22 protein-coding genes are annotated in these 22,870 nt (G+C 65.1%); 12 read left to right on the forward strand and 10 right to left on the reverse strand.

Annotated features, from left to right (window positions below; all coding sequences use genetic code 11):
• Positions 1-14: 14 nt before the first annotated feature.
• The 3 genes from ACP2YP_RS05090 to ACP2YP_RS05100 all read right to left on the reverse strand — a co-directional run bounded on the left by ACP2YP_RS05090 (position 15) and on the right by ACP2YP_RS05100 (position 3,700).
• Complete coding sequence (locus ACP2YP_RS05090) at positions 15-1,796, reverse strand: NAD(P)/FAD-dependent oxidoreductase (RefSeq protein ID WP_426422709.1); 1,782 nt, start codon at positions 1,794-1,796, stop codon at positions 15-17.
• A gap of 77 nt (positions 1,797-1,873) precedes the next feature.
• Entirely contained in the window at positions 1,874-2,959 is a 1,086-nt protein-coding gene (locus ACP2YP_RS05095) for a DUF2855 family protein (protein ID WP_426422712.1), read from the reverse strand.
• 75 nt (positions 2,960-3,034) lie between these two features.
• Entirely contained in the window at positions 3,035-3,700 is a 666-nt protein-coding gene (locus ACP2YP_RS05100) for a DNA-3-methyladenine glycosylase family protein (RefSeq protein WP_426422713.1), read from the reverse strand.
• Between the two features lie 178 nt (positions 3,701-3,878).
• Here ACP2YP_RS05100 and gluQRS point away from each other — a divergent pair, with 178 nt between their 5' ends.
• Together gluQRS and ACP2YP_RS05110 are read left to right on the forward strand one after the other, a co-directional pair.
• On the forward strand, positions 3,879-4,784 hold the full coding sequence (gene gluQRS / locus ACP2YP_RS05105) for a tRNA glutamyl-Q(34) synthetase GluQRS (RefSeq protein ID WP_426422714.1): 906 nt from the start codon (positions 3,879-3,881) through the stop codon (positions 4,782-4,784).
• 72 nt (positions 4,785-4,856) lie between these two features.
• Entirely contained in the window at positions 4,857-6,140 is a 1,284-nt protein-coding gene (locus ACP2YP_RS05110; protein ID WP_426422715.1) for an ATP-binding protein, read from the forward strand.
• On the opposite strand, the gene ACP2YP_RS05115 is transcribed toward ACP2YP_RS05110, so the two are convergent.
• Positions 6,067-6,960 carry a YihY/virulence factor BrkB family protein gene (locus ACP2YP_RS05115; protein ID WP_426426471.1) on the reverse strand — a complete coding sequence of 298 codons (894 nt, stop codon included), beginning with the start codon at positions 6,958-6,960 and terminating at the stop codon, positions 6,067-6,069. The two genes, ACP2YP_RS05110 and ACP2YP_RS05115, sit on opposite strands and share 74 nt — an antisense overlap.
• 350 nt (positions 6,961-7,310) lie before the next feature.
• On the opposite strand from ACP2YP_RS05115, the gene ACP2YP_RS05120 reads away from it, so the two are divergent.
• From ACP2YP_RS05120 to ACP2YP_RS05145, 6 genes are all read left to right on the forward strand, one after another.
• Positions 7,311-7,505 (forward strand): twin transmembrane helix small protein, encoded by a 195-nt coding sequence (locus ACP2YP_RS05120; RefSeq protein WP_426422716.1) that lies wholly within the window; start codon positions 7,311-7,313, stop codon positions 7,503-7,505.
• 2 nt (positions 7,506-7,507) lie between these two features.
• Positions 7,508-8,080 carry a cob(I)yrinic acid a,c-diamide adenosyltransferase gene (locus ACP2YP_RS05125; RefSeq protein WP_426422717.1) on the forward strand — a complete coding sequence of 191 codons (573 nt, stop codon included), beginning with the start codon at positions 7,508-7,510 and terminating at the stop codon, positions 8,078-8,080.
• A gap of 125 nt (positions 8,081-8,205) precedes the next feature.
• Positions 8,206-8,955, forward strand: coding sequence for an electron transfer flavoprotein subunit beta/FixA family protein (locus tag ACP2YP_RS05130; protein WP_426422719.1), 750 nt, complete (start codon positions 8,206-8,208; stop codon positions 8,953-8,955).
• Positions 8,955-9,905, forward strand: coding sequence for an electron transfer flavoprotein subunit alpha/FixB family protein (locus ACP2YP_RS05135; protein WP_426422720.1), 951 nt, complete (start codon positions 8,955-8,957; stop codon positions 9,903-9,905). The genes ACP2YP_RS05130 and ACP2YP_RS05135 overlap by 1 nt, the downstream gene beginning before the upstream one ends.
• A 210-nt stretch (positions 9,906-10,115) precedes the next feature.
• Positions 10,116-10,997, forward strand: a complete 882-nt coding sequence (locus ACP2YP_RS05140; protein ID WP_426422722.1) for a 3-hydroxybutyryl-CoA dehydrogenase — start codon at positions 10,116-10,118, stop codon at positions 10,995-10,997.
• Between the two features lie 90 nt (positions 10,998-11,087).
• Entirely contained in the window at positions 11,088-11,282 is a 195-nt protein-coding gene (locus ACP2YP_RS05145; RefSeq protein ID WP_426422723.1) for a hypothetical protein, read from the forward strand.
• Between the two features lie 56 nt (positions 11,283-11,338).
• Here the strand turns inward: ACP2YP_RS05145 and tlpA are convergent, their stop codons facing one another.
• The gene (gene tlpA / locus ACP2YP_RS05150) at positions 11,339-12,004 is read right to left on the reverse strand and encodes a thiol:disulfide interchange protein TlpA (RefSeq protein ID WP_426422724.1); all 666 of its coding nucleotides are present in this window, start codon (positions 12,002-12,004) and stop codon (positions 11,339-11,341) included.
• A gap of 101 nt (positions 12,005-12,105) precedes the next feature.
• On the opposite strand from tlpA, the gene argH reads away from it, so the two are divergent.
• The 3 genes from argH to lysA all read left to right on the forward strand — a co-directional run bounded on the left by argH (position 12,106) and on the right by lysA (position 15,176).
• Positions 12,106-13,503: an argininosuccinate lyase gene (gene argH / locus ACP2YP_RS05155; RefSeq protein WP_426422725.1), complete on the forward strand. Its 1,398-nt coding sequence runs from the start codon at positions 12,106-12,108 to the stop codon at positions 13,501-13,503.
• A 93-nt stretch (positions 13,504-13,596) separates the two neighbouring features.
• Complete coding sequence (gene lptM / locus ACP2YP_RS05160; protein WP_426422726.1) at positions 13,597-13,887, forward strand: LPS translocon maturation chaperone LptM; 291 nt, start codon at positions 13,597-13,599, stop codon at positions 13,885-13,887.
• Between the two features lie 23 nt (positions 13,888-13,910).
• Positions 13,911-15,176 (forward strand): diaminopimelate decarboxylase, encoded by a 1,266-nt coding sequence (gene lysA, locus ACP2YP_RS05165; protein ID WP_426422727.1) that lies wholly within the window; start codon positions 13,911-13,913, stop codon positions 15,174-15,176.
• 40 nt (positions 15,177-15,216) lie between these two features.
• Here the strand turns inward: lysA and ACP2YP_RS05170 are convergent, their stop codons facing one another.
• The 3 genes from ACP2YP_RS05170 to ACP2YP_RS05180 form a co-directional block, all read right to left on the reverse strand.
• A complete protein-coding gene (locus tag ACP2YP_RS05170) occupies positions 15,217-16,956 on the reverse strand; it encodes a tannase/feruloyl esterase family alpha/beta hydrolase (RefSeq protein ID WP_426422728.1) in 1,740 nt (579 codons plus the stop codon).
• Between the two features lie 161 nt (positions 16,957-17,117).
• The gene (locus ACP2YP_RS05175) at positions 17,118-18,038 is read right to left on the reverse strand and encodes an NAD(P)-dependent oxidoreductase (protein ID WP_426422730.1); all 921 of its coding nucleotides are present in this window, start codon (positions 18,036-18,038) and stop codon (positions 17,118-17,120) included.
• Between the two features lie 140 nt (positions 18,039-18,178).
• Complete coding sequence (locus ACP2YP_RS05180; protein ID WP_426422732.1) at positions 18,179-18,562, reverse strand: carboxymuconolactone decarboxylase family protein; 384 nt, start codon at positions 18,560-18,562, stop codon at positions 18,179-18,181.
• A gap of 178 nt (positions 18,563-18,740) precedes the next feature.
• On the opposite strand from ACP2YP_RS05180, the gene ACP2YP_RS05185 reads away from it, so the two are divergent.
• A complete protein-coding gene (locus tag ACP2YP_RS05185) occupies positions 18,741-21,371 on the forward strand; it encodes a TIGR02302 family protein (protein ID WP_426422734.1) in 2,631 nt (876 codons plus the stop codon).
• 149 nt (positions 21,372-21,520) lie between these two features.
• Here the strand turns inward: ACP2YP_RS05185 and ACP2YP_RS05190 are convergent, their stop codons facing one another.
• Both ACP2YP_RS05190 and ACP2YP_RS05195 read right to left on the reverse strand, forming a co-directional pair.
• Entirely contained in the window at positions 21,521-21,895 is a 375-nt protein-coding gene (locus tag ACP2YP_RS05190; RefSeq protein WP_426422735.1) for a response regulator, read from the reverse strand.
• 46 nt (positions 21,896-21,941) lie between these two features.
• The gene (locus ACP2YP_RS05195) at positions 21,942-22,820 is read right to left on the reverse strand and encodes an MJ0042-type zinc finger domain-containing protein (protein WP_426422737.1); all 879 of its coding nucleotides are present in this window, start codon (positions 22,818-22,820) and stop codon (positions 21,942-21,944) included.
• Positions 22,821-22,870: the final 50 nt, after the last annotated feature.

Here is a 22,870-nt window from a genome sequence, read left to right on the forward strand (position 1 = left end):
GTGTGGTCCCCTCTTCAGTTGCCTCTGTCGTGCTCGTTTGCCGCGGCCCGTGGCAACATCCCTTGCTCGATCGCCTTGATCTGCAGCGCGAGAAATTTCGAGTTGATCCGGCACTGCGCGAGGCTGCCGGCGATGAACCACAGGCCGGGCTGCCCGGTGCGCGCATACATGTTGCGCAGCTCAAAGCCGCTGCCAAAGCCCCAGACCGGGCCGATGCGGCCGGCGACGCCATCGCCGAACAGCTTTCGCACCAGATATTCCTGCGGCTTGTAGCCGGTCGAGAGCACGATGAGATCGGCGGCGACGGCCGTGCCATCCTTCATCTGCGCGCCATCGGCTGTGAAGCCTTCGATGTCCTCGAACTGCTTCAGCTTGATCGCACCCTCGACGATCAGGTTGGAGCAGCCGACGTTGAAATAATAGCCGCCGCCACGGGTGAGGTATTTGAACTGCCAGCCGGTGCCGGCCTCGCCGAAGTCGAGCTTGAAGCCGACGCGGCGGAGGCCGTCGAGCAGCTCCTTGTCGAGCTCCTTCGATTGCTCGGTCAGCATCACGTGGGTCTTCTTCGCAAGCGGCGTCGGCATCGAGGTTGCGATCAGGTCGTTGTCCTCGAGTGTGCCGTCATTGTAGGTCGCATAGGCGAGCTGCGCCGACGGCTCGATATTGGTGACCAGTGTCGGCGAACGCTGCACCAGCGTCACCACGGCGCCGCTGGAATGGAGGTCTTGCGCGATGTCGTGGCCGCTGTTGCCGGTGCCGACGACGATGGCGCGCTTGCCTTGCCAGTTCTCGCCGTCCTCGTAGCGGCTGGAATGCAGCAGCGTTCCCTTGAAATCATTCAGCGTTGGAATATCAGGCACATTGGCGATGCCGCTGACGCCAGTTGCCATGATCACATGGCGCGGATGCATCGTGCTCTTGTTGCCGTCGCGCTGCAGCGAGACGGTCCAGCGTTCCTCGGCCTCGTCGTAGACGCCGCCCGCGAACTCGGTGCCTGTCCAGAGGTTCAGCTCCATCGCGTCGACGTAGGCTTCGAACCAGTTCGCGAGCTTGTCCTTGGGGATATAGGTCGGCCAGTTCGGCGGGAACGGCATGTAAGGCATGTGATTGACCTGCACCTGGTTGTGCAGGGTGAGCGCGTGATAGCGCTTGCGCCAATTGTCGCCGATCCGTGCCTCGCGATCGACGATCAGGGTGTCGATCTGCAACTGCTTCAGTCGGGCCGCGATCGCCAGCCCGGCCTGGCCGCCGCCGACCACCAGCACCGTGGGATCACGATCGGAATAGTCGCGCGAGGCGTTGCGCAAGTCGAGCCAGTTCGGCCCGCGGAAATCGCGCGAGTAGGCCTGTCCTCGCGGCCGCAAGGTACCGAGCTGCTCCTCGAAGCCCTTGAGCTCGTCGAGCGCGGTGAGCAGCGTCCATGCTTTCAGACGATCGCCGTCGGCGGTATCGGGCACGAGCCGCACGATGCCGCTGCTGCGGCCGACCGTGGTTTCGAAATTGAAGATGACTTCGATGTTGTTGGTGCCGGCGCGTGTCACCCAGCGCGGCGGCGCACGGTTCGGCGCAATCTTGAAGTTCGTCGGCGCCGCCTTGGGCAGAAGCGCTGTCAGGGCTTGCGCAACTTCGTCGCGGTCGGCAATCGTTTGCAGAGTCCAGCTCAGCGCCAGCACGTCGCGCCAGAAACACTCCGCGACGAACAGGCGCTCGAGCGCTTCGGCTTTTCCCAGCGCACGCTCGAATTCATCCAGCCAGGCTTGCGCGGAGACGGCAATATTCTTCGTCCTGTCCAGCATGCGCGACCTCGTGGCCGTCTTCGCGGCGTTTCCTCGAGATCAAACGCTATACTGGATCAGCCCATGTCGAAAGCGCTTTACCCGAGCAGCGAGAGCATGTGGCCCTGCTCAGGCGGAATGCGCCCCTTCAGCGTGTCGAGATAGACCTGCCGCACCGCGTCGGGGCCGCGGCTCTCGACTACGGTCAGGCGCATGTCCAGCGTCGGCGCAAAGCCAGACCATGCCGCGCCAAAGCGCTGCTCGACGCCGCCCGGACCCCATTCCTTGGCACGCTTGCGGATCTGGTCGGGAGCGAAGAACCAGCGCGGCTTTGCGCCGGGCAGTTCGCCCTCGTCGGGCTCGGTGGCGCGATGCGTCAAACCGACGCGCACGGAGCATTTCATCTGGTCGGCAAAATGCCGGTGCAGTTCGGCGCGCAGTGCGCTATTGCCGGCCATGTCGACGAAGGCGACGGGCCCATCCGCCGGCAGCGACGCGATGCGATCATAAGTGACGACCTCGTCATAACAGCCGAGCGACGCGACGAAGCCGGTATTGCCGGCCGAAGTCAGGCCGATCACCTTGCGCCCGCGTGAATGCAGGAGATGGCCGAGCCCGAACGCAGTCTTGCTCGATGCGCTCGAGAGCAGCACGGTGCGCGCGCCGAAATCGCCGTTTTCGGTCAGGAAGTCATCGACCAGGAACGATAGCATGAACAGAGGCCGCAGCAGCGCCTGATAGTCGCCCAGCTTGCCAGCAAAAGCGGGGTCGCCGCCGATGCGCGCATAGGCGTTGTAGACGGGCGCCACACCTTGCCGATGTGCGGCACCGTCGCGCAGGCCGCGCTTGCTGACGTCGGTAGCCTCGATGACGAGATGCGTCGCCATCGGGAAATAGCCGAACAGCCGCTCGCCCACGGGCACGTTCGGATGTTTCGAGGCGATGACGTCGCCAAAGCCCCACACCGGAATGTTGCCGAAGCCCGCGGGTGCGGGAAACAGCTGCCAATAATTCAGCTCGTCGCCGAGCACGGCATAGGTGATGTTGTTGGCGGTGAAGGCGAAGCGATCGACCTTCACCAGCAGCGCATCCCGCGGCAGCGCGTCGGCTGCGGGTATCGTGGTTGTGATCGTCTTGCAGGTTTCAAAATCGTCTCGCGCAACGATGAAGTCGGTGGCTGTCATGATGTCGATCCCGGCTTGTGTCTGTGCCGGCATCTCATCGATCACGCACGTGTCGTTTGCAACAGCAACATAGTTTTAAACGTTGTTCGGTGGGGTGCCCGGGATCACGCCTTCGCGGTTCTTGATCGCGCGATAGTAGCTCCACCACAGATGCGCCGCGGCCCCGCGCAGCGGCCGCCATGGTTCTGCAAGCGGCGCCATCTGCTTTTCCGTCGGCCGGGCCGTCAGCCCCAGGCCAACCCTGATCCCCTCTTGCACGGCGATGTCCCCGGCCGGCCAGGCATCGCCATGGCCGAGGCAGAACAGCAGATAAACATCGGCTGTCCATGGCCCGATGCCCGGCAGCGCAATCAGCGTGTGGTGCGCGGCCTCGGCGTCTTCTTCGGCGAGCACGTCGAGGTTCAGCCGCTGCGCGTTGATCTCGCGCGCGAGGTGTTTCAGCGTCTTGATCTTGGCCGCGGACAGGCCGAGCCGCCCCAGCCGGTCGGTGCGGGCGCGGCGCACCGCCTCATGATCGAACGGATCGAAGGCAGCCGACAGCCGCCCCCAGATCGCTGCGGCGCTCGCGGTTGAAAGCTGCTGCCCGCAGACGATGTGCGCAAGCCCCGCGAAACCCGGCTCGCGCCGCCGCAACGCCGGCATGCCGGCGAGCTCGAGCACGGGCTTGAGGCGCGGATCGCGCTTGACCAGCGCGTGGACGGCTTCTTCGAGATCGGATTGGGTTTCGAGGTGGATGGTCATTGTCGCCTAACTTGTCATACGCGGGCTTGCCGTCTCTGCTAGAGCTACGCCGGCCCAATACCGACAAGCCCGCCGAAGCCGTCGGCGTAGGCGGGACCCGCGCATCCATCTCCGATCGTAACAGAGTCTTGGAAGATGGATGGCCGGGTCAAGCCCGGCCATGACGAGATCTTTGCATATGGCGCCACCCGTTTTCCGATTTGCCCCCAGCCCGAACGGCCACTTGCATCTCGGCCATGCCTATTCGGCGCTGCTGAATTTCGACCGCGCGCGCGAAACCGGCGGACGGCTGTTGCTGCGGATCGAGGACATCGACGCGGCGCGCTGCCGGCCGGAGTTCGAGACGGCGATCTACGAGGATCTCGTCTGGCTGGGGATCGCCTGGGAGACGCCGGTGCGGCGGCAGTCGGAGCATCTCGCCGAATATCGCGGCACGCTGGAAAAACTCGCCGCGCTCGGCCTCGTCTATCCCGCCTTCGAAAGCCGTGCCGAGATCGCGAAGCTCGTGGCTGCGCGCGAGGCCGATGGACCATGGCCGCGCGATCCCGACGGTGCACCGCTCTATCCCGGTGACGCGAAATCGCTGGCGGCCGGCGAGCGGTCGCGTCTGATCGACACCGGCGTGCCCTACGCGCTGCGGCTCGACATGGCGGCCGCTTGCCGGCGCGTCGCCGGCCTGACCTGGAACGAGTTGGGCGAGGGCCCCGATGGCGAGCGCGGCCTGGTCGCCGCACGGCCGGAGGCGTGGGGCGACGTGATCCTGGCCCGCAAGGAGACCCCGACCAGCTACCATCTGTCCGTTGTCGTCGATGACGCCATCCAAGGCGTCAGCGAGATCGTGCGCGGCCAGGACCTGTTTCACGCCACCTCGGTCCACCGCCTGCTCCAGGCTTTGCTGGACCTGCCGGACCCCACCTACCGCCACCACCCCCTGATTCGCGACGCCGACGGGCGGAAGCTGTCGAAATCGGACCGCTCGACCGGCCTGCGGGAGTTGCGCGCCGCCGGCACCACGCCTGCGGGCATCTGCCAGCTGGTGGGATTAGGTCAAGTTTCTCTGGGGGTTAGCCAAACGCCGCCGTGACTCCGGGGGTTCCGCCGTGCCATGCTTGGGCCAGGAGCCCGGGGTTCGAAGAGGATACTTCGAAGGGGATTTATGGCGGCGAAAACGCGCGCAGCGCGCACCACGCGAAAGTCCAGGCAACCGCCCCGGAAGCGGTCCGGGGCGGCCGGGAGGGTGCGCAAGCGCGGCACCAGAACTGGCGCAAAGTCCGTCGCGCCTGACGTGATCCAGGCGGCGCTCGCGGCGTTTGCCCACGAGGTCCGCACGCCCCTGACCGGCATTCTCGCGATCAGCGACTTGCTGTCGACCTCCGATCTCGGCGAGCGGGAACGGCGCTGGGCCGACACCATCAAGGCCGGTGCCGAGCATTTGGCGAACCTTGCCACGCTGTTCGTCGATGCCGCCAAGACCGGGAAGGGGGCCGCGAGGGGCACGCTGCGGCAGGATTTGTTCGATCTGCGGGCGCTCGCCCGCAGCACCGGCGATTCGCTTGCCGGCCGGGCCGCCGCCAAGGGGCTCCAGGCCGAGGTCGAGATTTCCGACAAGCTCGCGCGCCTCGTGGTCGGCGATCCCGTCCGCCTCCGCGCCGCGCTCGAAAACCTGATCGATAACGCGGTCAAATTCACCGATCAGGGCGGCGTGGCGATCTCGGCGGTGCCCTGGCGTCCCGCCAAAAGCAAGGGAAGGGGCAAGGATAAGGACAAGCGCCGGGTCGGCGTTGCCTTCTCGGTGTCCGACAGCGGCATCGGCCTGACCATGGCCGAGATCAACCGTCTGTTCCGCCCGTTCACCCAGGCCAATGTCACCATCGCCTCGCGCTTCGGCGGCGCCGGGCTCGGTCTATCCTCGGTGAAGCAATTGGCGCGCGCGATGGGTGGCGACATCACGGTCGCGCCGCGGCGCGGTGGCGGCGCCACTTTCACGCTGACCATCACGCTCGATGCGGCAGGGCCGGTGAAGTCGCGCAAGGCGGACAGCGACGAGCCGGATGCGCTGGCGGCGCTGCGCGTGCTCAGCGTCGAAGACAATCCATTTGGCCGTGTCGTGCTCAACACGATTCTGACCGAGCTCGGCCATCATGCCGAGTTCATCGGGCGCGGCGAGGATGCGGTAAATCGGCTCGCGCAAGGCGGCTTCGATGCGGTGCTGATGGACATGGTGTTGCCGGGCATCAACGGCGTCGAGGCGATCCGGCGGATCCGTACGATGCAGACGCCGCTGGCTCAGATTCCGATCATCGGCGTGTCCGGCCGCGGCGAGGACGAGGCAGCGTCGCGCGAGGCCGGCGCGGACGCCTTCCTGGTTAAGCCTGTGTCTCCGCGGGCTTTAGCGACTGCGCTGCTTGAAGCGAGACGCCGTGAGGAAGCCGCGACTTGATGATCGCGGCGTTGAGCTCGCCGCCAAAAACGAAGATCGCGGCGATGAAATACAGAAACACCAGCGCGATGATCACCGAGGCGAGCCCCGCATACATCGTGACGTAATTGTTGGCGAAGCGCGCCAGATATTGTCCGAACACGACGCCCGAGATCAGCGAGGCCACGATGGTGAAGACGATGCCAGGCAGGATCTGGAGGAAGCCGCGCCGTCCCGCCGGCAGCCAGGCATGCAGGATGAGCAGCGCCACCACCAGCGCGCCGACGGTGATGCCGTAGCGCAGCCAGGTGAGGATGCTCTCGTTGGACTCGACGAATAGCGGAATGTGGCGCCGCGCCGCCTCGATGAAGAGCGGGCCGAGCACGATCAGGAATGCCATGGCGAGTGCGGTGAAGGCCGCGACCAGTGTATAGCCGATCGATTCCAGCCGCAGCCAGTACCAGCGCCGCATCTCCACCACCGCATAGGCGCGGTTCAGCGCGACTCTAAGCGCTTCGACGCCGTTCGAGGCGAAGTAGACCGACAGCACCGCGCCGATCGTCAGCACGCCGGTGCGGGTGGTGGTCAGCACGTCGTGGATCTCGCCGGACAGTGAATCGGCCACTTGCTTCGGCCAGACCTCGAGCATCAGCCCGGCCGCCTGGTCGGCCAGTTCCTTGGAGCCGAAAAAGCCGGCCAGCGACGTCAGCACGATCAGGAACGGGAACAGCGCCATCAGCGTCGACAGCGCGATGTGGCTCGCGATCGCCCAGCCGTCGTCGGCCAGGAAGGTGTAGAAGGCGTCCTCCACGACGACATAGATGGTACGGATCACCTTCACGGCCTGCCCCAGAGCAAACTTGCTCTCACGCCGCTTGCGGCCCGGATTCGCCTCGCCCCGCTTGCGGGGAGAGGCCGACGCGCGCCGAGCGATGCGCAGCATCGTCCGGCCGCGGCGGGTGCGGGGGACTCTCCGCGGGGACGGTAAGCGAGAGACTCGCGGAGACTCCCCCTCACCCGGAATCCGCGCTGCGCGCGCATTCCGGCCTCTCCCCGCAGGCGTGGAGAGGCGAAGAGGGCGGGCCATGCGCGCAAGTCGGAAATCATCGAGCGAGCTTCTGACATTATTAGCCTAAAAGCCAGATTAGGAACGCCATGGCGGAGCGCCGCACACGGTGTTATCACCCCCAAATGGCATCTCTCCTGAGTACTTTCATCCTGCCAGTGGCAGCCGGCGCCGTGGCGATCGTGCTGGTGCTCGGACTCGTCAACATGATGCGTGGCGGCTCGCCCAACACCTCGCAGAAGCTGATGCGCCTGCGCGTGCTGCTGCAGTTCGTGGCGATCGTCATCGCCATGATCGCGGTCTGGGCGATGGGGCGCTGAACATGGTTGTCCTGAACCGCATCTATACGAAGACAGGTGACGACGGCACGACAGCGCTCGGAACCGGCGAGCGTCGTCCGAAATATGATCTGCGCATTGTGGCCTATGGCACGGTCGACGAGACCAACGCCGCGATCGGCGTGGTGCGCCTTCACACCAGGGATGCGCCGGAGCTCGATGCGATGCTCGGCCGCATCCAGAACGATCTGTTCGATCTCGGCGCTGATCTCGCGGTGCCCGAACGCGAGGGTAAAGCCGAACGGCTGCGGGTGGTGGCGAGCCAGGTCGAGCGGCTCGAGCACGACATCGACGCGCTCAATGACAAGCTAGCGCCACTCACATCCTTCGTGCTCCCGGGTGGCACCCCGGCCGCCGCCTACCTCCATGTCGCCCGCACGATTTGCCGCAGGGCGGAACGGGTGATGGTGGAACTGGCAGCCCAGCCTGGAGAGCCGGTCGGTGCAGCTGGCATCCAATATATGAATCGCCTGTCGGACTTCCTGTTCGTGGCCAGCCGCGCCGCCAACCATAATGGCGCCGGCGACGTGCTCTGGGTTCCGGGCCAGAACCGCTGACCCATTGAGCAGCGCATCTCTAAGGTCTAGAATTTGGCCCTGTCGCGCGTTGACCGGGCCGGATCAGGCCTTTAGGTTCCGCGCCAGTTGAATACCCCCCTCCCAAATTGAGTGAAAGAGGATCGATGAAGGTCTTAGTGCCGGTAAAGCGGGTGGTCGATTACAACGTCAAGGTCCGCGTCAAGGGCGATGGATCGGGCGTTGAACTCGCCAACGTCAAGATGTCGATGAACCCCTTCGACGAAATCGCGGTCGAGGAAGCGCTGCGCCTGAAGGAAGCCGGCAAGGCGACCGAAGTCGTGGTGGTTTCCATCGGACCGGCGCAGGCGTCGGAGACGATCCGCACCGGTCTCGCCATGGGCGCCGATCGCGGCATCCTGGTGAAGGCCGACGGCATCGTCGAGCCGCTTGCTGTCGCCAAGATCCTGAAGAAGGTTGCGGAAGAAGAGCAGCCCGGCCTGATCATTCTCGGCAAGCAGGCGATCGACGACGACAGCAATCAGACCGGCCAGATGCTGGCGGCGCTGCTCGGCTGGTCGCAGGCGACCTTCGCCTCGAAGCTCGAGGTCGAAGGCTCCGACTTCAAGGTCACCCGCGAAGTCGACGGCGGTCTGCAGACCATCAAGCTCAAGGGACCGGCGATCGTCACCACCGATCTGCGTCTCAACGAGCCGCGCTATGCCTCGCTGCCCAACATCATGAAGGCCAAGAAGAAGCCGATCGCGGATAAGACCGTCGCCGATTACGGCGTCGACATCACCGCGCGCCTCGAAGTTCTGAAGACGGCTGAGCCCGCGGGCCGCAAGGCCGGCGTCAAGGTGAAGGACGTCGCTGAGCTGGTGTCGAAGCTCAAGAACGAAGCCGGGGTGCTCTGATGACGACGCTGTTGATTGCTGAACACGAACACGAGGTCCTCAAGGACTCCACCAACAAGGCGCTGACCGCGGCTTCCCAGCTCGGCGGCGACGTCCATGTGCTGGTCGCCGGTGGCGGGCAGGGCACCAAGGCTGCGGCCGACTCTGCCTCGAAGCTCGCTGGCGTCGCCAAGGTCCTGGTCGCGGAAGGCGAGCCCTACGCGCACGATCTTGCCGAGCCGCTGGCCGCGCTGATCGTCTCACTAGCGCCGTCCTATGACGCGATCGTCGCGCCCGCGACCTCGCGCTTCAAGAACGTGATGCCGCGTGTCGCAGCCCTGCTCGACGTCATGCAGGTCTCGGAGATCACCAAGGTCGTCGCCCCCGACACCTATGAGCGTCCGATCTATGCCGGCAACGCCATCCAGACGGTGAAGTCGAAGGACGCCAAGAAGGTCATCACGGTCCGCACCTCGACCTTCGCGGCGGCAGCTGCCGGCGGCAGCGCGCCGGTCGAGAACGTTGCGGCTGCGGCCGATCCGGGCCTGTCGTCCTTCGTCGGCGAGGAAGTCGCCAAGAGCGACCGTCCCGAGCTGACCTCGGCCAAGATCATCGTCTCCGGTGGCCGCGCCATGCAGAGCCGCGAGAACTTCGCCAAATACATCGAGCCGCTCGCCGACAAGCTTGGCGCCGGTGTCGGTGCCTCGCGCGCCGCGGTCGACGCCGGCTATGCGCCGAACGACTGGCAGGTTGGCCAGACCGGCAAGGTCGTGGCCCCCGAGCTCTATGTCGCCGTCGGCATTTCCGGCGCGATCCAGCATCTGGCCGGCATGAAGGACTCCAAGGTGATCGTCGCGATCAACAAGGACGAGGACGCGCCGATCTTCCAGGTCGCCGACTACGGCCTGGTGGCCGACCTCTACCAGGCGGTTCCGGAGCTGACCGCCGAACTCGGCAAGCTCGGCAAGTAAAACGCGTGAAAACACCGGCCGGAGGTATAAACTCCGGCCGGTTTTTCTTTTTTGAGGCGTTTTCTTTGGCGTGGGGCACGCCTTCGAAGCGATCCAATCTAGGTTTCGAGCCAGGATTCTGATCTAATCGAGCTTCTGATGAAATCAGACCTCTCCCGGCTCAGGGGATAGGCAGGGCGCGATATGCGCGCCGTTCCGGTGGATGACATTATGGCGGCAGTAATTAAGAAGGTCGGCGTGATCGGCGCGGGGCAGATGGGCAACGGCATCGCGCATGTTGCGGCGCTGGCCGGCTTCGACGTGGTGCTCAACGACGTCTCGGCCGACCGGCTCAAATCGGGCATGGCCACCATCAACGGCAATCTGGCGCGACAGGTCTCCAAGAACGCCGTCTCGGAGGACGACAAGGCCAAGGCGATTGCGCGGATCAAGCTCGCCGACAAGCTGGATGACCTCGCCGACTGCGACCTCGTGATCGAGACCGCGGTCGAGAAGGAAGAGGTCAAGCGCAAGATCTTCCACGAGCTCTGCGCAGTGTTGAAGCCGGAGGCGATCGTCGCCTCCGATACGTCCTCGATCTCGATCACGCGGCTGGCCGCCGCCACCGACCGGCCCGAGCGCTTCATCGGCATTCACTTCATGAATCCGGTGCCGCTGATGGAACTGGTGGAGCTGATCCGCGGTATCGCCACCGACGATTCCACCTTCGAGGCCTCCAAGGAATTCGTCGCCAAGCTCGGCAAGCAGGTCGCGGTCTCCGAGGATTTCCCGGCGTTCATTGTCAACCGCATCCTGCTGCCGATGATCAACGAGGCGATCTACACGCTGTATGAAGGCGTCGGCAACGTCGAGGCGATCGACGCGGCGATGAAGCTAGGCGCCCACCATCCGATGGGCCCGCTGGAGCTCGCCGATTTCATTGGCCTCGATACCTGCCTCTCGATCATGCAGGTGCTGCATGAGGGCCTCGCCGACTCCAAGTACCGCCCGTGCCCGCTGCTGGTGAAGTACGTCGAGGCCGGCTGGCTCGGCCGCAAGACCCAGCGCGGCTTCTACGACTACCGCGGCGCCAAGCCGGTTCCGACAAGGTAAGGCGGCGCGGCCGCGCCATTCGGCTTGTGACAATTCATGTCGCGTTAACCGCTCGCCCCTAGGCTGCCACCGGCAAGAGGGTTTTGCGTAATGGACACGATGGCGATGGTCAGCACCATGCTGGCCTCTCAGCAAGGCGCGCTGCAGTCGAATATTTCGGCGACGCTGCTGAAGCAGAATGCGGATGCGGAGAAATCCGCCGTACTGACGCTGCTGGGCGCCGGTCAGCCCTCGCTCGCCAATGTCGGCGCTGGCGTTGGCGGCAACCTCAACATCACCGCTTAAAGCGCTTGATCCGGAAAAGTGGGTACCGGTTTTCCGATCGGATCACGCGCAAATAATTAAAGAGCCGCAGCGGCCGGCCCTAGCGCGGCCCGGATCAGCTTGAGCGCGTCGTCGCTCGCCCATTCCGCCGGTCCTGCGATGGTCGCGATCTCGCAGCCCTGCGGGTCGACCAGCACCGAGGTCGGCATGCCCAAAGCCCGGCCTATCGACTTAAGATCCTGGAAAACCTTGGCTTTCTGATCGGTAAAATAGCCGAGCTTGGACAGGTTGGCGTCTTTCAGGAAGTTCTTCGGCTTCTCGGGGTCGCGGGTGTCGATATTGATCGCGACCACCTCGAAATTCGGGCCTGAAAGCTTGGTCTGGAGCTGGTCCAGCGCCGGCATTTCCTTGCGGCACGGGACGCACCAGGTGGCCCAGAGGTTGACCAGGAGCGTCTTGCCGCGGAAATCCGAGAGCTTCTTCGGCTTGCCGTCGGCATCCTCGAAGGCCAGGTCGGGCAGCTTCAGGGGGGCGGTCGCCACGGTCAGCGCCGCCACCTCGCCATGGGCGAGCGGGGCGATTTTTTGGGCCGTGGCCACCGCGGCCCGGCAGGCCGGATCGCCTGACGGGGCCCGGCTCAGGCCCAGCCCGTATAGCGCGGCGAAGCCGGCCAGCCCGCCGACCACCACGGTGGCGATGACGATGGGGATCCGGCGCGTGGCGGAGGGCTTCTTGTCGAGCATATCGTTTGTCATCCGGTCGCAGATATGGCTATCAGAGGCCTCTCAATACGGCTGGCCTCCACCAGCAAACATGCGGCAAAGCAAGGCGTGAGCAGGGGATCATGAGCAACAAAATGTGGGGCGGCCGGTTCTCGGAACGTCCCGATGAGATCATGGAAGAGATCAACGTCTCCATCGACGTCGATCGTCACCTCTTTGCCCAGGACATTGCCGCGTCCAAGGCCCACGCCGCGATGCTTGCCAGCCAGGGTATCATCACGGCTTCTGATGCGAAAAATATCGGCAAGGGTCTAGACACGATTTTGTCAGAGATCGGCAAGGGCGGCTTCGAGTTCAAGCGCGCGCTCGAGGATATTCATATGAATGTCGAGAGCCGCCTGTCGGAGCTGATCGGGCCCGCCGCAGGCCGCCTGCACACCGCGCGCTCGCGCAACGACCAGGTTGCGACCGATTTCCGTCTCTATGTCCGCGATATCGTCGACGAGACCGATGCTGCGCTTGCCGCGTTCCAGGCGGCGCTGGTGGACCGCGCGCTGGAGCATGCCGGAACGGTGATGCCCGGCTTCACACATCTGCAGACCGCGCAGCCCGTGACGTTCGGTCACCATCTGCTTGCCTATGTCGAGATGGCCGCGCGCGATCGCGGCCGTTTTCAGGATGCGCGCAAGCGGCTCAATGAATCCCCGCTCGGCGCGGCCGCGCTCGCCGGCACCTCGTTCCCGATCGACCGCCACGCCACCGCGAAGGCGCTGGCCTTCGACCGTCCGATGGCGAACTCGCTTGATGCGGTCTCCGACCGCGACTTCGTGCTGGAGACCTTGTCGGCCGCCTCGATCTGCGCCGTGCACATGTCGCGCTTCGCCGAGGAGATCGTGATCTGGACCTCGCCGCTGGTCGGCATGATCCGCCTCAGCGACAAGTTCACCACCGGCTCCTCGATCATGCCGCAGAAGCGCAATCCTGATGCCGCCGAGCTGGTACGCGCCAAGACCGGCCGCGTCATCGGCGCACTCAACGGTCTCCTGATCGTGATGAAGGGCCTGCCGCTCGCCTATCAAAAGGACATGCAGGAGGACAAGCAGGGCGCGATGGAGGGCTTTGCCGCGCTGTCGCTGGCGATCCGCGCCATGACCGGCATGGTCCGCGATCTCGTGCCTGACGAAGCCAAGATGAAGGCGGCTGCCGGCGAGGGCTATGCCACCGCGACCGATCTCGCCGACTGGCTGGTCCGGACGCTGAAGATGCCGTTCCGCGAGGCCCATCACGTCACCGGCCGCATCGTGGCCAAGGCCGCCGACGGCGGCGTGGCGCTGCACGAGCTGCCGCTCAAGGAGATGCAGGCGATCGAGCCCAAGATTACCAAGGACGTGCTTGGCGTGCTCTCGGTCGAATCGTCGGTGAAGAGCCGCACCAGCTTCGGCGGCACCGCGCCGAAGAACGTGACGTCGCAGGCCAAGGCCTGGGCCAAGCGGCTGGAAAAAGAGCGAAAATTGGGCTGAAGGCAAAATTTCGCTTATGTTTCATGGTCATCCGGCTCTCGCCAGAGCGCGCCAATCTCTGTATGGTGCGCCCCGCGTAGTGGGGATTTCGTCGTGACGTCAAAGTTTCGCCCGGCCGGATCGGGGTGGGCCATCATTGTCTTGAGCGTGAGCGCGCTTGCGCTCGCCGGATGCGGCCGCAAGGGCCCGCTGGATTTGCCGCCGACCGCTTCCAACGCGTCCACGGCCAACATCGCCGCACCGACCGACACCGAGACCGAAGCCCAGAAGACGCCGAGCGTGTTCAATCCGACCTATGGCGCGGATGCCCCACCGGCGGCGACCAAGGGCAAGAAGAAACCGTTTATCCTCGACCCGCTCCTGGACGAAAAGCCCAGCCGATAGGCTGGGGTAACTGAGCCAACGCCATGAATCATTTCGACTACCGCAACGGCGTGCTGCACGCCGAGGCGGTGAACCTGTCCGAGCTGGCCGCAACCGTCGGCACGCCGTTTTACTGTTATTCGACCGCCACGCTTGAGCGGCACTACCGCGTCTTCGCCGATGCCTTTGCCGGCGAGAAGGTGCTGGTCTGCTACGCCATGAAGGCGAACTCCAACCAGTCGGTGCTGCGCACGTTGGCCAAGTTAGGAGCCGGCGCCGACGTGGTCTCCGGCGGCGAATTGAAGCGTGCGCTTGCGGCCGGCATTCCCGGCAGCAAGATCGTGTTCTCCGGCGTCGGCAAGACGGAGACCGAGCTGCGCGCCGCGCTCGCCGCCGACATCCTCTGTCTCAACGTCGAATCCGAGCCCGAGCTCGAATTGCTGTCGCGCCTTGCGACCGAGACGGGCAAGACCGCGCGGATCTCCATCCGCGTCAATCCGGACGTCGATGCCGGTACGCACGCAAAAATCTCCACCGGCAAGTCCGAGAACAAGTTCGGCATTCCGATCGCCCACGCCCGCGAGGTCTACGCGCGTGCCGCAAGGTTGGCGGGGATCGAGGTGACCGGCACCGACGTGCATATCGGCAGCCAGATCACCGATCTTTCCAAGATGGAGACCGCGTTCCGCATCCTGTCCGAATTCGTGCAGACGCTGCGTTCAGACGGCCACAACATCAGCCATGTCGATTTCGGCGGCGGGCTCGGCATTCCCTATTACATGGACCGCGAGGCGCCGCCGGCGCCGGACGCCTATGCCGCGATGGTCAAGCGCGTCAGCCACAATCTCGGCTGCACCCTGATGTTCGAGCCGGGTCGCATGATCGTCGGCAATGCCGGCATCCTCGTCGCCAAAGTGATCTATGTGAAGCACGGCGACGGCAAGAACTTCGTCATCATCGACGCTGCGATGAACGACCTCATCCGTCCGACGCTGTACGAGGCGCATCACGACATCCTGCCGGTGACGCAGCCAGCAAAGGGCGCGGCGACCATCAGGGCCGACGTCGTCGGTCCCGTCTGCGAGACCGGCGACTACCTGGCCCTGGACCGCACGCTGCCGACGCCGAAGCCGGGCGATCTCATCGCCATCATGACCGCGGGCGCCTACGGCGCCGTGCAGGCCGGCACTTACAACACGCGGCCGCTGGTGCCGGAGGTGCTGGTGAAGGGCGATCAATACGCCGTCGTGCGCCCGCGCATCGATGTCGAGCAGCTGATTGCGATGGATACGCCGGCGCCGTGGCTGTGAGGACGCCGGCGAGCAAGCGCTCGCCGACGCCGCGAGTTCGTTACGGTCCGTATTTCGGAGCCGGCTTCTGGTTGAAGTCGTTCTCGTCGGTGACGCAGGTGAAGTTCGCCGCATTGTTGGTGTCACCGCTGCCGTTGTACTTTGCGACCTTGGGGAAGACACAGAGCGGCCGGGTCATCTGAACCGCGGGCGGCGTATCGGCCACGAACTTCGTGGCGAGGATCGTCTCCGGCGCGACGCCGGCCTCGACCCATTTGACCAGCGGTGTGAGCGCATCGAACGTATTGGGGCCGGACCCGCCGGAGCAATGGTACAGCCCGGGCACCATGAACAGACGTGCGTAGCTCTGGGTTCGTCGCAGCGCCGGATTGCCGGGTCCGTTGCCGTGATCGAAGAAGCCGACCGGTTGGACCTCCTGGCCTTCATTCCCCACCAGCGCCAGGAAATAGTTGATGCTGTTCTGTGACGGAATCAGTGGGTCGGCCCAGCCGTGGTACATCAGCAGCTTGCCGCCATGTCCCCTGAATTCGCCGAGATCGGTGCTGGTCGCGTTCAGCACCGCGGCGAGCTGGTCGTCGACCTTGTCGATGTCGCGGTGGAAATCGAAATTGGCATAATTGGTCGCGCTCGCCGGATAGCCGAAGCTCGGGCCGAACACCCAGTAGAACAGGCCGTCGAAGGCCGGCTCGGGCAAACGTTCCTGGAACGCCAGGCCGAGGGCGGGGATGTCGTCGGTCTCGTTGCCGCGCTCGGAGCCCGGATTGACGAGCTGTCCGTTCACCGGGTCGATCGTGCCGGCGTAATAGCGCTGCATGGTCGTGACCTGGTCGGAGGTCAGGCAGGCGGGCGGCGCGTTGCCGCCGGTGCAGAGCAGGACCTTCGGATCGAAATGACAGTTGCGCGGATCGGTCAGGAACTGATCGGTCTTGGCGCCGCCATCCTGGCCGACGCATTGCTTGAGCACGGCCTGGTTGATCAGCGTCATCTGGCCCGTCTGGATGAACCGGCCCGGGGTCGCATGCGTGGTCTGCCAGCCATAGAGACCCGCCATGTGCAAATGGGTGCGGTTGAATGCGGCAGCGCCCGCGAGGATGCCGTCATAATCGTTGGGAAAGCGCTGCGCTTCCATCAGGGCGTTCTGGCCGCCGGTGGAGCAGCCGGCGAAATAGGCCCGTTGCGATCGATGGCCGTAATACGCGCTGACGATCTCCTTGCCCCGCTCGGTCATCAGATGGATCGCCCGATAGCCGAAATCCTTGATCCGCTCGGGATGCCCGAACAAGCCTGTCGATGGCGCCGTCGGATCGCCGAAGTCGATGGCGAGCGGATTGCCCATGTTGCCGGCCGAACCGCAGAACAGCGGATTGCACCCCGATGACCCCGTGCCGAGGTCGCTGTTGGTCGCGGCAAAGCCGCCCCGAATGCCGATGGCGAGCTCGTTGTAGGTGATCACGCCCTGGAAGCCGCCGCCACCGGTGCCGAGGAACCTGCCGTTCCACGTGGTCTCGGGCAGCCAGACCTCGATCTTGATGCTGGAATCCGAGCTCGGGATCAGGGTTGCGGTGACGCGGCAGAACGCGGGTAGGCCGGTGATCGGGCTCCCGCCCGGCGGGACGAAGGTGCCGGTCGTGTTGTCGTCCGCCGAATTGATCACCGTGTGCTGCAGTTGCAAGGATCGAAGATTGGTGCACGCCGTCGCCATTGCGGGCGAAGTACCGAGTGCGACACAGGCAAACAGTGCCGTGGTCGCACCGACAAGTATGTGTCGATGACGCTTCATTCCGTCCTCCCTGATTTTTTTGCAGTCGTGTAGGGCGGACAGGATAGCTCACAGCGACTACAACTCAAGGATGAAGCGCCGCGTCGCGAAACAGATCGCAGCTTCGCGCCTCGGTTGTGAGGACCGGGGCGCGATGGCGGCTCGACAACCGGGGCGAGCGGCTACTTCCCCGCCAATCCGCCAGTCTTGCCGCCGGTCTTGCCGCCGACCACGACGCCCGCCTTCTTCTCGATCGGCTTGATCGCCGCGGTGAAATCGGACTCGGCGCCTTCCGCGCTGATCACCGTCTCCCATAGCCGTCCGACGGCATCCGCGACCTCCATCGACAGGCCGAGCTGCTTCATCTCCTCCAGCGCCAGCCGCACGTCCTTCACCATCAAGCCGGTGGCGAAGCCGAAATCGAAGCTGCGCGGCAGCACCGAACGCGGAAACTTGTCGCGGCTCGCGGTGTTCATGCCTGAGCCTGAATTGATGACGTCGATCATCACGGCGGGATCGAGCCCGGCCTTCACGCCCATCACCACCGCTTCCGACGTCGCCACCATGGCGGTAGCCGACAGGAAATTGTTGGCGAGCTTCATGGTCTGTGCGGCACCCGGCTTCTCGCCGATGAAGAACACCTTTCCGATGACGTCGAGCGCGGGCTTGAGCAGCTCGAACTCCGCCTTCGGCCCCGACACCATCACCGCCAGCGTGCCCTTCTCGGCGCCGCCGACGCCGCCGGACACCGGGCAGTCGATCTGCACGATGTTGCGCTTGGCCAGAAGGGCGTGAATCTTCGAAGCCATGGTCGAGCCGACGGTCGAGAGATCGATGAAGCGTCTTGCACGGCTCCCCGCGATCACGCCATTCGCGCCCGTGGCGACCTCGAGCGAGGCCTGCAGCGACGGCAGGCTCGCCATCACAGTCTCGACCTTGTCGGCAACATCCTTCGGCGATGTCGCAGCCGCGGCGCCACGCGCGACAAGCTTGTCGACGACCTCCTTGCGGGTGTCGAACACGACCAGCTTGTGGCCGGCCTCGACCAGCCGTCGCGCCATCGGGAAACCCATGTTTCCGAGGCCGATGAATCCGATGTCCATGGTGTTATTTCCTTCTCGTCGTCATTGCGAGGAGCGAAGCGACGAAGCAATCCAGGCTGTTTCCGCGGACGGATCCCTGGATTGCTTCGCTTCGCTCGCAATGACGGAGCAATAGAATAAATAAGGGCGGTTAGCTTGGCTCACGCCTTGCCGTCGATCTCCGCGAACACCTCGCGCGCGATGCGAAAACTGTCGACCGCGGCCGGCATGCCGCCATAGATCGCGACCTGCATCAGGATCTCACGGATCTCGTCGCGGGTGACGCCGTTGGTCAGCGCGCCCTTCAGATGCGCGCGGAACTCGTGCTGGCGGTTGAGGATCGCGATCATCGCGATGTTGAGCATGCTGCGGGTCTTGCGCGGCAGCTCGTCGCGGCCCCACACCGTGCCCCAGCAATATTCGTTGAGCATCTCCTGGAACGGACGGTTGAAGTCGTCGACGTTCTTCAGCGCGTTGTTGACATAGGCCTCGCCCAGCACTGCTTTGCGGACTTCGAGGCCCTTGTCGTGCATCTTCTTGTCCATGACGTTTCCCTTACTTCCCTTGATTTCTCTTGGATGGCGCCGCGGAAACTACGGGGTTGAGCCGGAGCAGTCACGTCCTCGTGTTATGCGGGAAAAGGGGGATGTCCCGTACAGGAACGGATGCCTCAGTGCTGCCGTTGTGGTACGCTTTACTCTACCGGGCAACCTGGAGAGTCGATTGAACGGCGTCACCCCCGAGCCGTCAGACCCGATCCGCGATGGCGACGCTCTGTCGCGGTTGAAGCTGGCGCAGGCCCTCGAGCGGTCTACTTATGCTATCGCGTGGGAGCGTGCCTGGCCCGGGCTGGCGCGTGTTCTCACCGTCGTCGGCCTGTTTCTGGTGGTGTCCTGGGCCGGGCTCTGGCTGGCGCTGCCCTTTGTCGCCCGTGCCATCGGTCTCGTCATTTTCGCAGGCCTTGCGGCTGCTGCCCTGTTCCCCCTGATTCGGTTTCGCTGGCCGCGCCGCGAAGAGGCGCTGGCCCGGCTCGACCGCGGTTCGGGCATCCGTCATCGCCCCGCCACGACGCTCACGGACACGCTGACCTCGCAGGATCCGGTCGCACAGGCGCTGTGGCAGGCGCAGCGCGAACGCACGCTGGCCTCGCTCAAGCGCATCCGTGCCGGTTTGCCGCACCCGCGCCTCGCCATCCATGACCCCTGGGCGCTGCGTGCGCTGGTCATGGTGATGCTGGTCGCGACCTTCTTCGCCGCTGGCGACGAGCGTGGATTGCGGCTGGGCGCGGCCTTCGACTGGAACGGCGTGCTGGCGCCGACCAATGTCCGCGTCGACGCCTGGGTCACGCCGCCGCTCTACACCGGAAAGCCGCCGGTGATCCTGTCGGCCGCCAACAAGGAAGCCGCAGCGCTTCCGGCCTCCGGCCCGCTCGGCGTTCCCGCCGGCTCGACGCTGATCGTGCGCTCCTCCGGCGGCAGCCTGGATGTCGTGGTGTCCGGTGGCCTCAACGAAGTCGCGCCGACTGAGGCCACGCCCAAGGGCACCAACGAGAAGCATTTCACCATCGCCGGCGACGGCACTGCGCATGTCCGCGCGCCCTCGGGCCAGCCGCAATGGACTTTTGCGGCGACGCCGGACCGCCCGCCGACGATCGCGCTGGCCAAGGATCCGGAGCGCCAGGCGCGCGGCGCGCTCCAGCTCGTCTACAAGATCGAGGACGATTACGGCGTCACCGGCGCCGAGGCGCACGTCGCTGCGCGTTCCGCCGATGCCGGCAAGGACGGCGATGGCAAGACCGACAGCAAGACCGCGGCGCGGCCGCTGTTCCAGCCGCCGCAATTCCCGCTCGTGCTGCCGAATGCGCGCACCCGTAACGGCGTCGGCCAGACGGTGAAGGATCTCAGCGAGGATCCCTATGCCGGCGCTGATGTCACGCTGACGCTCACTGCCAAGGACGAGGCCGGCAACGCGGCGAAGAGCGAGCCGTTCAACATGCGGCTACCCGAGCGTCTCTTCACCAAGCCACTCGCACGCGCGCTGATCGAGCAGCGCCGCATCCTCGCTCTCGACGCCAACAGGAATTCCGACGTCTACACCGCGCTCGACGCGCTGATGATCGCGCCCGAGCTGTTCACGCAGGAGGCCGGGCAATATCTCGGCCTCTACAGTGTCGCGCGCCAGCTCGAGGCCGCGCGCACGGATGATTCATTGCGCGAGGTCGTGGCGAGCCTGTGGGCGCTCGCGGTGACGATCGAGGACGGCAACATCTCCGACGTCGAGAAGGCGTTGCGCGCGGCGCAGGACGCGCTGAAGCAGGCGCTGGAGCGCGGCGCCAGCGACGAGGAGATCAAGAAGCTCACGCAGGATCTCCGGGCGGCGCTCGACAATTTCATGCGCCAGCTCGCCGAGCAGTTCCGTAACAACAAGGACGCCCAGCAGCTCGCGCGTCCGCTTGATCCCAACACCAAGATCCTGCGTCAGCAGGACCTCCAGAACATGATCGACCGCATGGAGCGCCTGTCGCGCTCTGGCGACAAGGATGCGGCCAAGCAGTTGCTCGACCAGCTCCAGCAGATGCTGGAGGGCCTTCAGATGGCGCAGCCGGGACAGTCCGGCGAAAGCGACATGGAGCAGGCGCTCAACGAGCTCGGCGACATGATCCGCAAGCAGCAGCAATTGCGCGACAAGACCTACAAGCAGGGCCAGGACTCCCGGCGTGATCGCATGCGCGGCAAGCAGCAGCAGGGCGACCAGTCGATGTCGGACCTGCAGCAGGATCAGCAGGCGTTGCGCGACCGCTTGAAGAAGCTCCAGGATGAAATGGCCAAGCGCGGCTTCTCGCAGAAGGGTCAGAAAGGCCAGCAGGGACAGAAGGGCCAGCAGGGTCAGCAAGGCGACCAGGGTCAGCCCGGCCAGGATGGCGATCAGGACGCCGACCAGGGTGATGATGACGGCGGGCTCGATTCCGCCGACAACGCCATGGGCGATGCCGGCTCAAAACTCGGCGATGGCAATGCCGACGGCGCGGTGGATTCCCAGGGCAAGGCGCTGGATGCGATGCGCAAGGGCGCGCAGAAGATGGCCGAGGCGATGCAGCAGGGCGACGGCGACGGTCAGGGCGATGGTCCCGGCAATCGCGCCGGCCGTCAGCAGAGCGGTGGCAACCAAACCGATCCACTTGGCCGTCCGTTGCACGGCCGCGAATTCGGCGATGATTACACGGTCAAGATCCCCGGCGAAATCGACGTCCAGCGCGTCCGCCGCATCCTCGAAGAACTCCGCCGCCGCCTCGGCGACCCCTCGCGCCCGCAAATCGAGCTCGATTACATCGAGCGGCTGCTGAAGGATTTTTGAGGCGAAGTCACCACAAGCTCACTGTCATCGCCCGACTTGATCGGGCGATCCAGTATTCCAGAGACATCAGTGATTGAAGCGTGAGGCCGCGGCGTACTGGATGCCCCGATCAAGCCGGGGCATGACAGCGGAATACGTGACAGGAACCGCTACCCCTTCTTCGCCGCAAGCGCATCCGCGACCGCCGTGCGGATGTCCGCGACCGAGAACGGCTTGGTCACGACGTCATGCACCAGCGCATTGAGGTTCGAGGCGCGCTCGCGCTGATCGGCAAAGCCCGTCATCAGCAAAATGGTCAGCTCGGGAAAGTCACGCGCGGCGGAGAGCGCGAGCGCGATGCCGTCCATCACAGGCATCTGGATGTCGGTGAGCAACAGATCGAACGCGCCGTCCTCGCGGGTCAGGATCTCGAGCGCCTCGGCGCCGTCCTGTGCGGTGACGATCTCGTGGCCGTCCATGGCGATGGCGCGCGCCACCAGCTGGCGCATCGAATCCTCGTCATCGGCGATCAACACTTTTGGCATGACACCAACCTTGGGACCAGCTCCCGTGCGGACTCTGCAAGCCTGATTACACGCTGCCTCCGGCAATGTCGCGCCGGTTGAAGAAGCGAACGTCGATATTGCGGCCTTCTGGCGGCGGGGAGGCCAGGCGCGAGCGGAAGAACGCGCGCTCGCCGGGTTGCAGCACGGTCTGCTCCAGCACCGAATTCCAGGCGTAGATCTCGGCGCCTTGCGCGTCGCGCACCGCAAAGCGCAGGCGCGGAATATCGAGCGGCTTCTTGCCCTGGCCGACGATCACGCCTTCGATCACCAGCACCTGCTTACCGTCCACGGTCTCGGTCGAGAGCTTGACGTCCTTGAAGGCCAGCCCGCGCAGATTCACCTCCAAGCCGACCATCTTGTAGAACGCCGCCGTCTGCGGCAGCAGCCGGACCATGTCGCCGCGCCAGATCACCAGCGCCAGCACCAGCGCGCCCATGGCGGCGCAGGCGGTCGGCAGGCCGAAATGGGATTTCCGCCGAACCACGGCCGGGGCCGGGCGGCTCACCTTTGCCCCGCGGCGGCTGAACAGGCCGCTGAACCAGGACTGGTGCTGTGCGCCGACGACCTCATCTTCGGCGATCCGGGCCGCCGCTGACCACTCGTCCTCGGTCTCCACGGTGTCCTCGGTCGGCCAGTCGCTGGCGATCGAGGGGCTTTCGACCACCGGGGTTTCGGCGGCGCCGTCGTCCTTGGCGTAGGAGTTCCACTGCTCGGCGAGGTCGGACTGGTCGTCGGCCTGGCTGGCCGCGGCCATGGCCGGCACGGCCGCCTCCTCGACGGCATCCTCGGGATGCGCCATCCAGGTCTCCTTGCAGCGGGAGCAGCGCACCGTCCGCCCGTTGGCCCCAAGGCTCGCAAGCTTGATGGCGTAGGATGTCGTACAATGCGGGCAGACGATATGCATGGACGGCCTCGACGATGACCTTGTCGCGCGGAACCGAGCGCCAGGGGTAC

This window comes from Bradyrhizobium genosp. A (assembly GCF_049949275.1).
Classification (GTDB): Bacteria; Pseudomonadota; Alphaproteobacteria; order Rhizobiales; family Xanthobacteraceae; genus Bradyrhizobium.

What these genes read in the sequence shown, in the direction of transcription:
- ACP2YP_RS05090 (WP_426422709.1), bottom strand. Translation starts at nt 1,796, where the DNA reads ATGCTGGACAGGACGAAGAATATTGCCGTCTCCGCGCAAGCCTGGCTG.
- ACP2YP_RS05095 (WP_426422712.1), bottom strand. Translation starts at nt 2,959, where the DNA reads ATGACAGCCACCGACTTCATCGTTGCGCGAGACGATTTTGAAACCTGC.
- ACP2YP_RS05100 (WP_426422713.1), bottom strand. Translation starts at nt 3,700, where the DNA reads ATGACCATCCACCTCGAAACCCAATCCGATCTCGAAGAAGCCGTCCAC.
- gluQRS (WP_426422714.1), top strand. Translation starts at nt 3,879, where the DNA reads ATGGCGCCACCCGTTTTCCGATTTGCCCCCAGCCCGAACGGCCACTTG.
- ACP2YP_RS05110 (WP_426422715.1), top strand. Translation starts at nt 4,857, where the DNA reads ATGGCGGCGAAAACGCGCGCAGCGCGCACCACGCGAAAGTCCAGGCAA.
- ACP2YP_RS05120 (WP_426422716.1), top strand. Translation starts at nt 7,311, where the DNA reads ATGGCATCTCTCCTGAGTACTTTCATCCTGCCAGTGGCAGCCGGCGCC.
- ACP2YP_RS05125 (WP_426422717.1), top strand. Translation starts at nt 7,508, where the DNA reads ATGGTTGTCCTGAACCGCATCTATACGAAGACAGGTGACGACGGCACG.
- ACP2YP_RS05130 (WP_426422719.1), top strand. Translation starts at nt 8,206, where the DNA reads ATGAAGGTCTTAGTGCCGGTAAAGCGGGTGGTCGATTACAACGTCAAG.
- ACP2YP_RS05135 (WP_426422720.1), top strand. Translation starts at nt 8,955, where the DNA reads ATGACGACGCTGTTGATTGCTGAACACGAACACGAGGTCCTCAAGGAC.
- ACP2YP_RS05140 (WP_426422722.1), top strand. Translation starts at nt 10,116, where the DNA reads ATGGCGGCAGTAATTAAGAAGGTCGGCGTGATCGGCGCGGGGCAGATG.
- ACP2YP_RS05145 (WP_426422723.1), top strand. Translation starts at nt 11,088, where the DNA reads ATGGACACGATGGCGATGGTCAGCACCATGCTGGCCTCTCAGCAAGGC.
- tlpA (WP_426422724.1), bottom strand. Translation starts at nt 12,004, where the DNA reads ATGCTCGACAAGAAGCCCTCCGCCACGCGCCGGATCCCCATCGTCATC.
- argH (WP_426422725.1), top strand. Translation starts at nt 12,106, where the DNA reads ATGAGCAACAAAATGTGGGGCGGCCGGTTCTCGGAACGTCCCGATGAG.
- lysA (WP_426422727.1), top strand. Translation starts at nt 13,911, where the DNA reads ATGAATCATTTCGACTACCGCAACGGCGTGCTGCACGCCGAGGCGGTG.
- ACP2YP_RS05170 (WP_426422728.1), bottom strand. Translation starts at nt 16,956, where the DNA reads ATGAAGCGTCATCGACACATACTTGTCGGTGCGACCACGGCACTGTTT.
- ACP2YP_RS05175 (WP_426422730.1), bottom strand. Translation starts at nt 18,038, where the DNA reads ATGGACATCGGATTCATCGGCCTCGGAAACATGGGTTTCCCGATGGCG.
- ACP2YP_RS05180 (WP_426422732.1), bottom strand. Translation starts at nt 18,562, where the DNA reads ATGGACAAGAAGATGCACGACAAGGGCCTCGAAGTCCGCAAAGCAGTG.
- ACP2YP_RS05190 (WP_426422735.1), bottom strand. Translation starts at nt 21,895, where the DNA reads ATGCCAAAAGTGTTGATCGCCGATGACGAGGATTCGATGCGCCAGCTG.
- ACP2YP_RS05195 (WP_426422737.1), bottom strand. Translation starts at nt 22,820, where the DNA reads ATGCATATCGTCTGCCCGCATTGTACGACATCCTACGCCATCAAGCTT.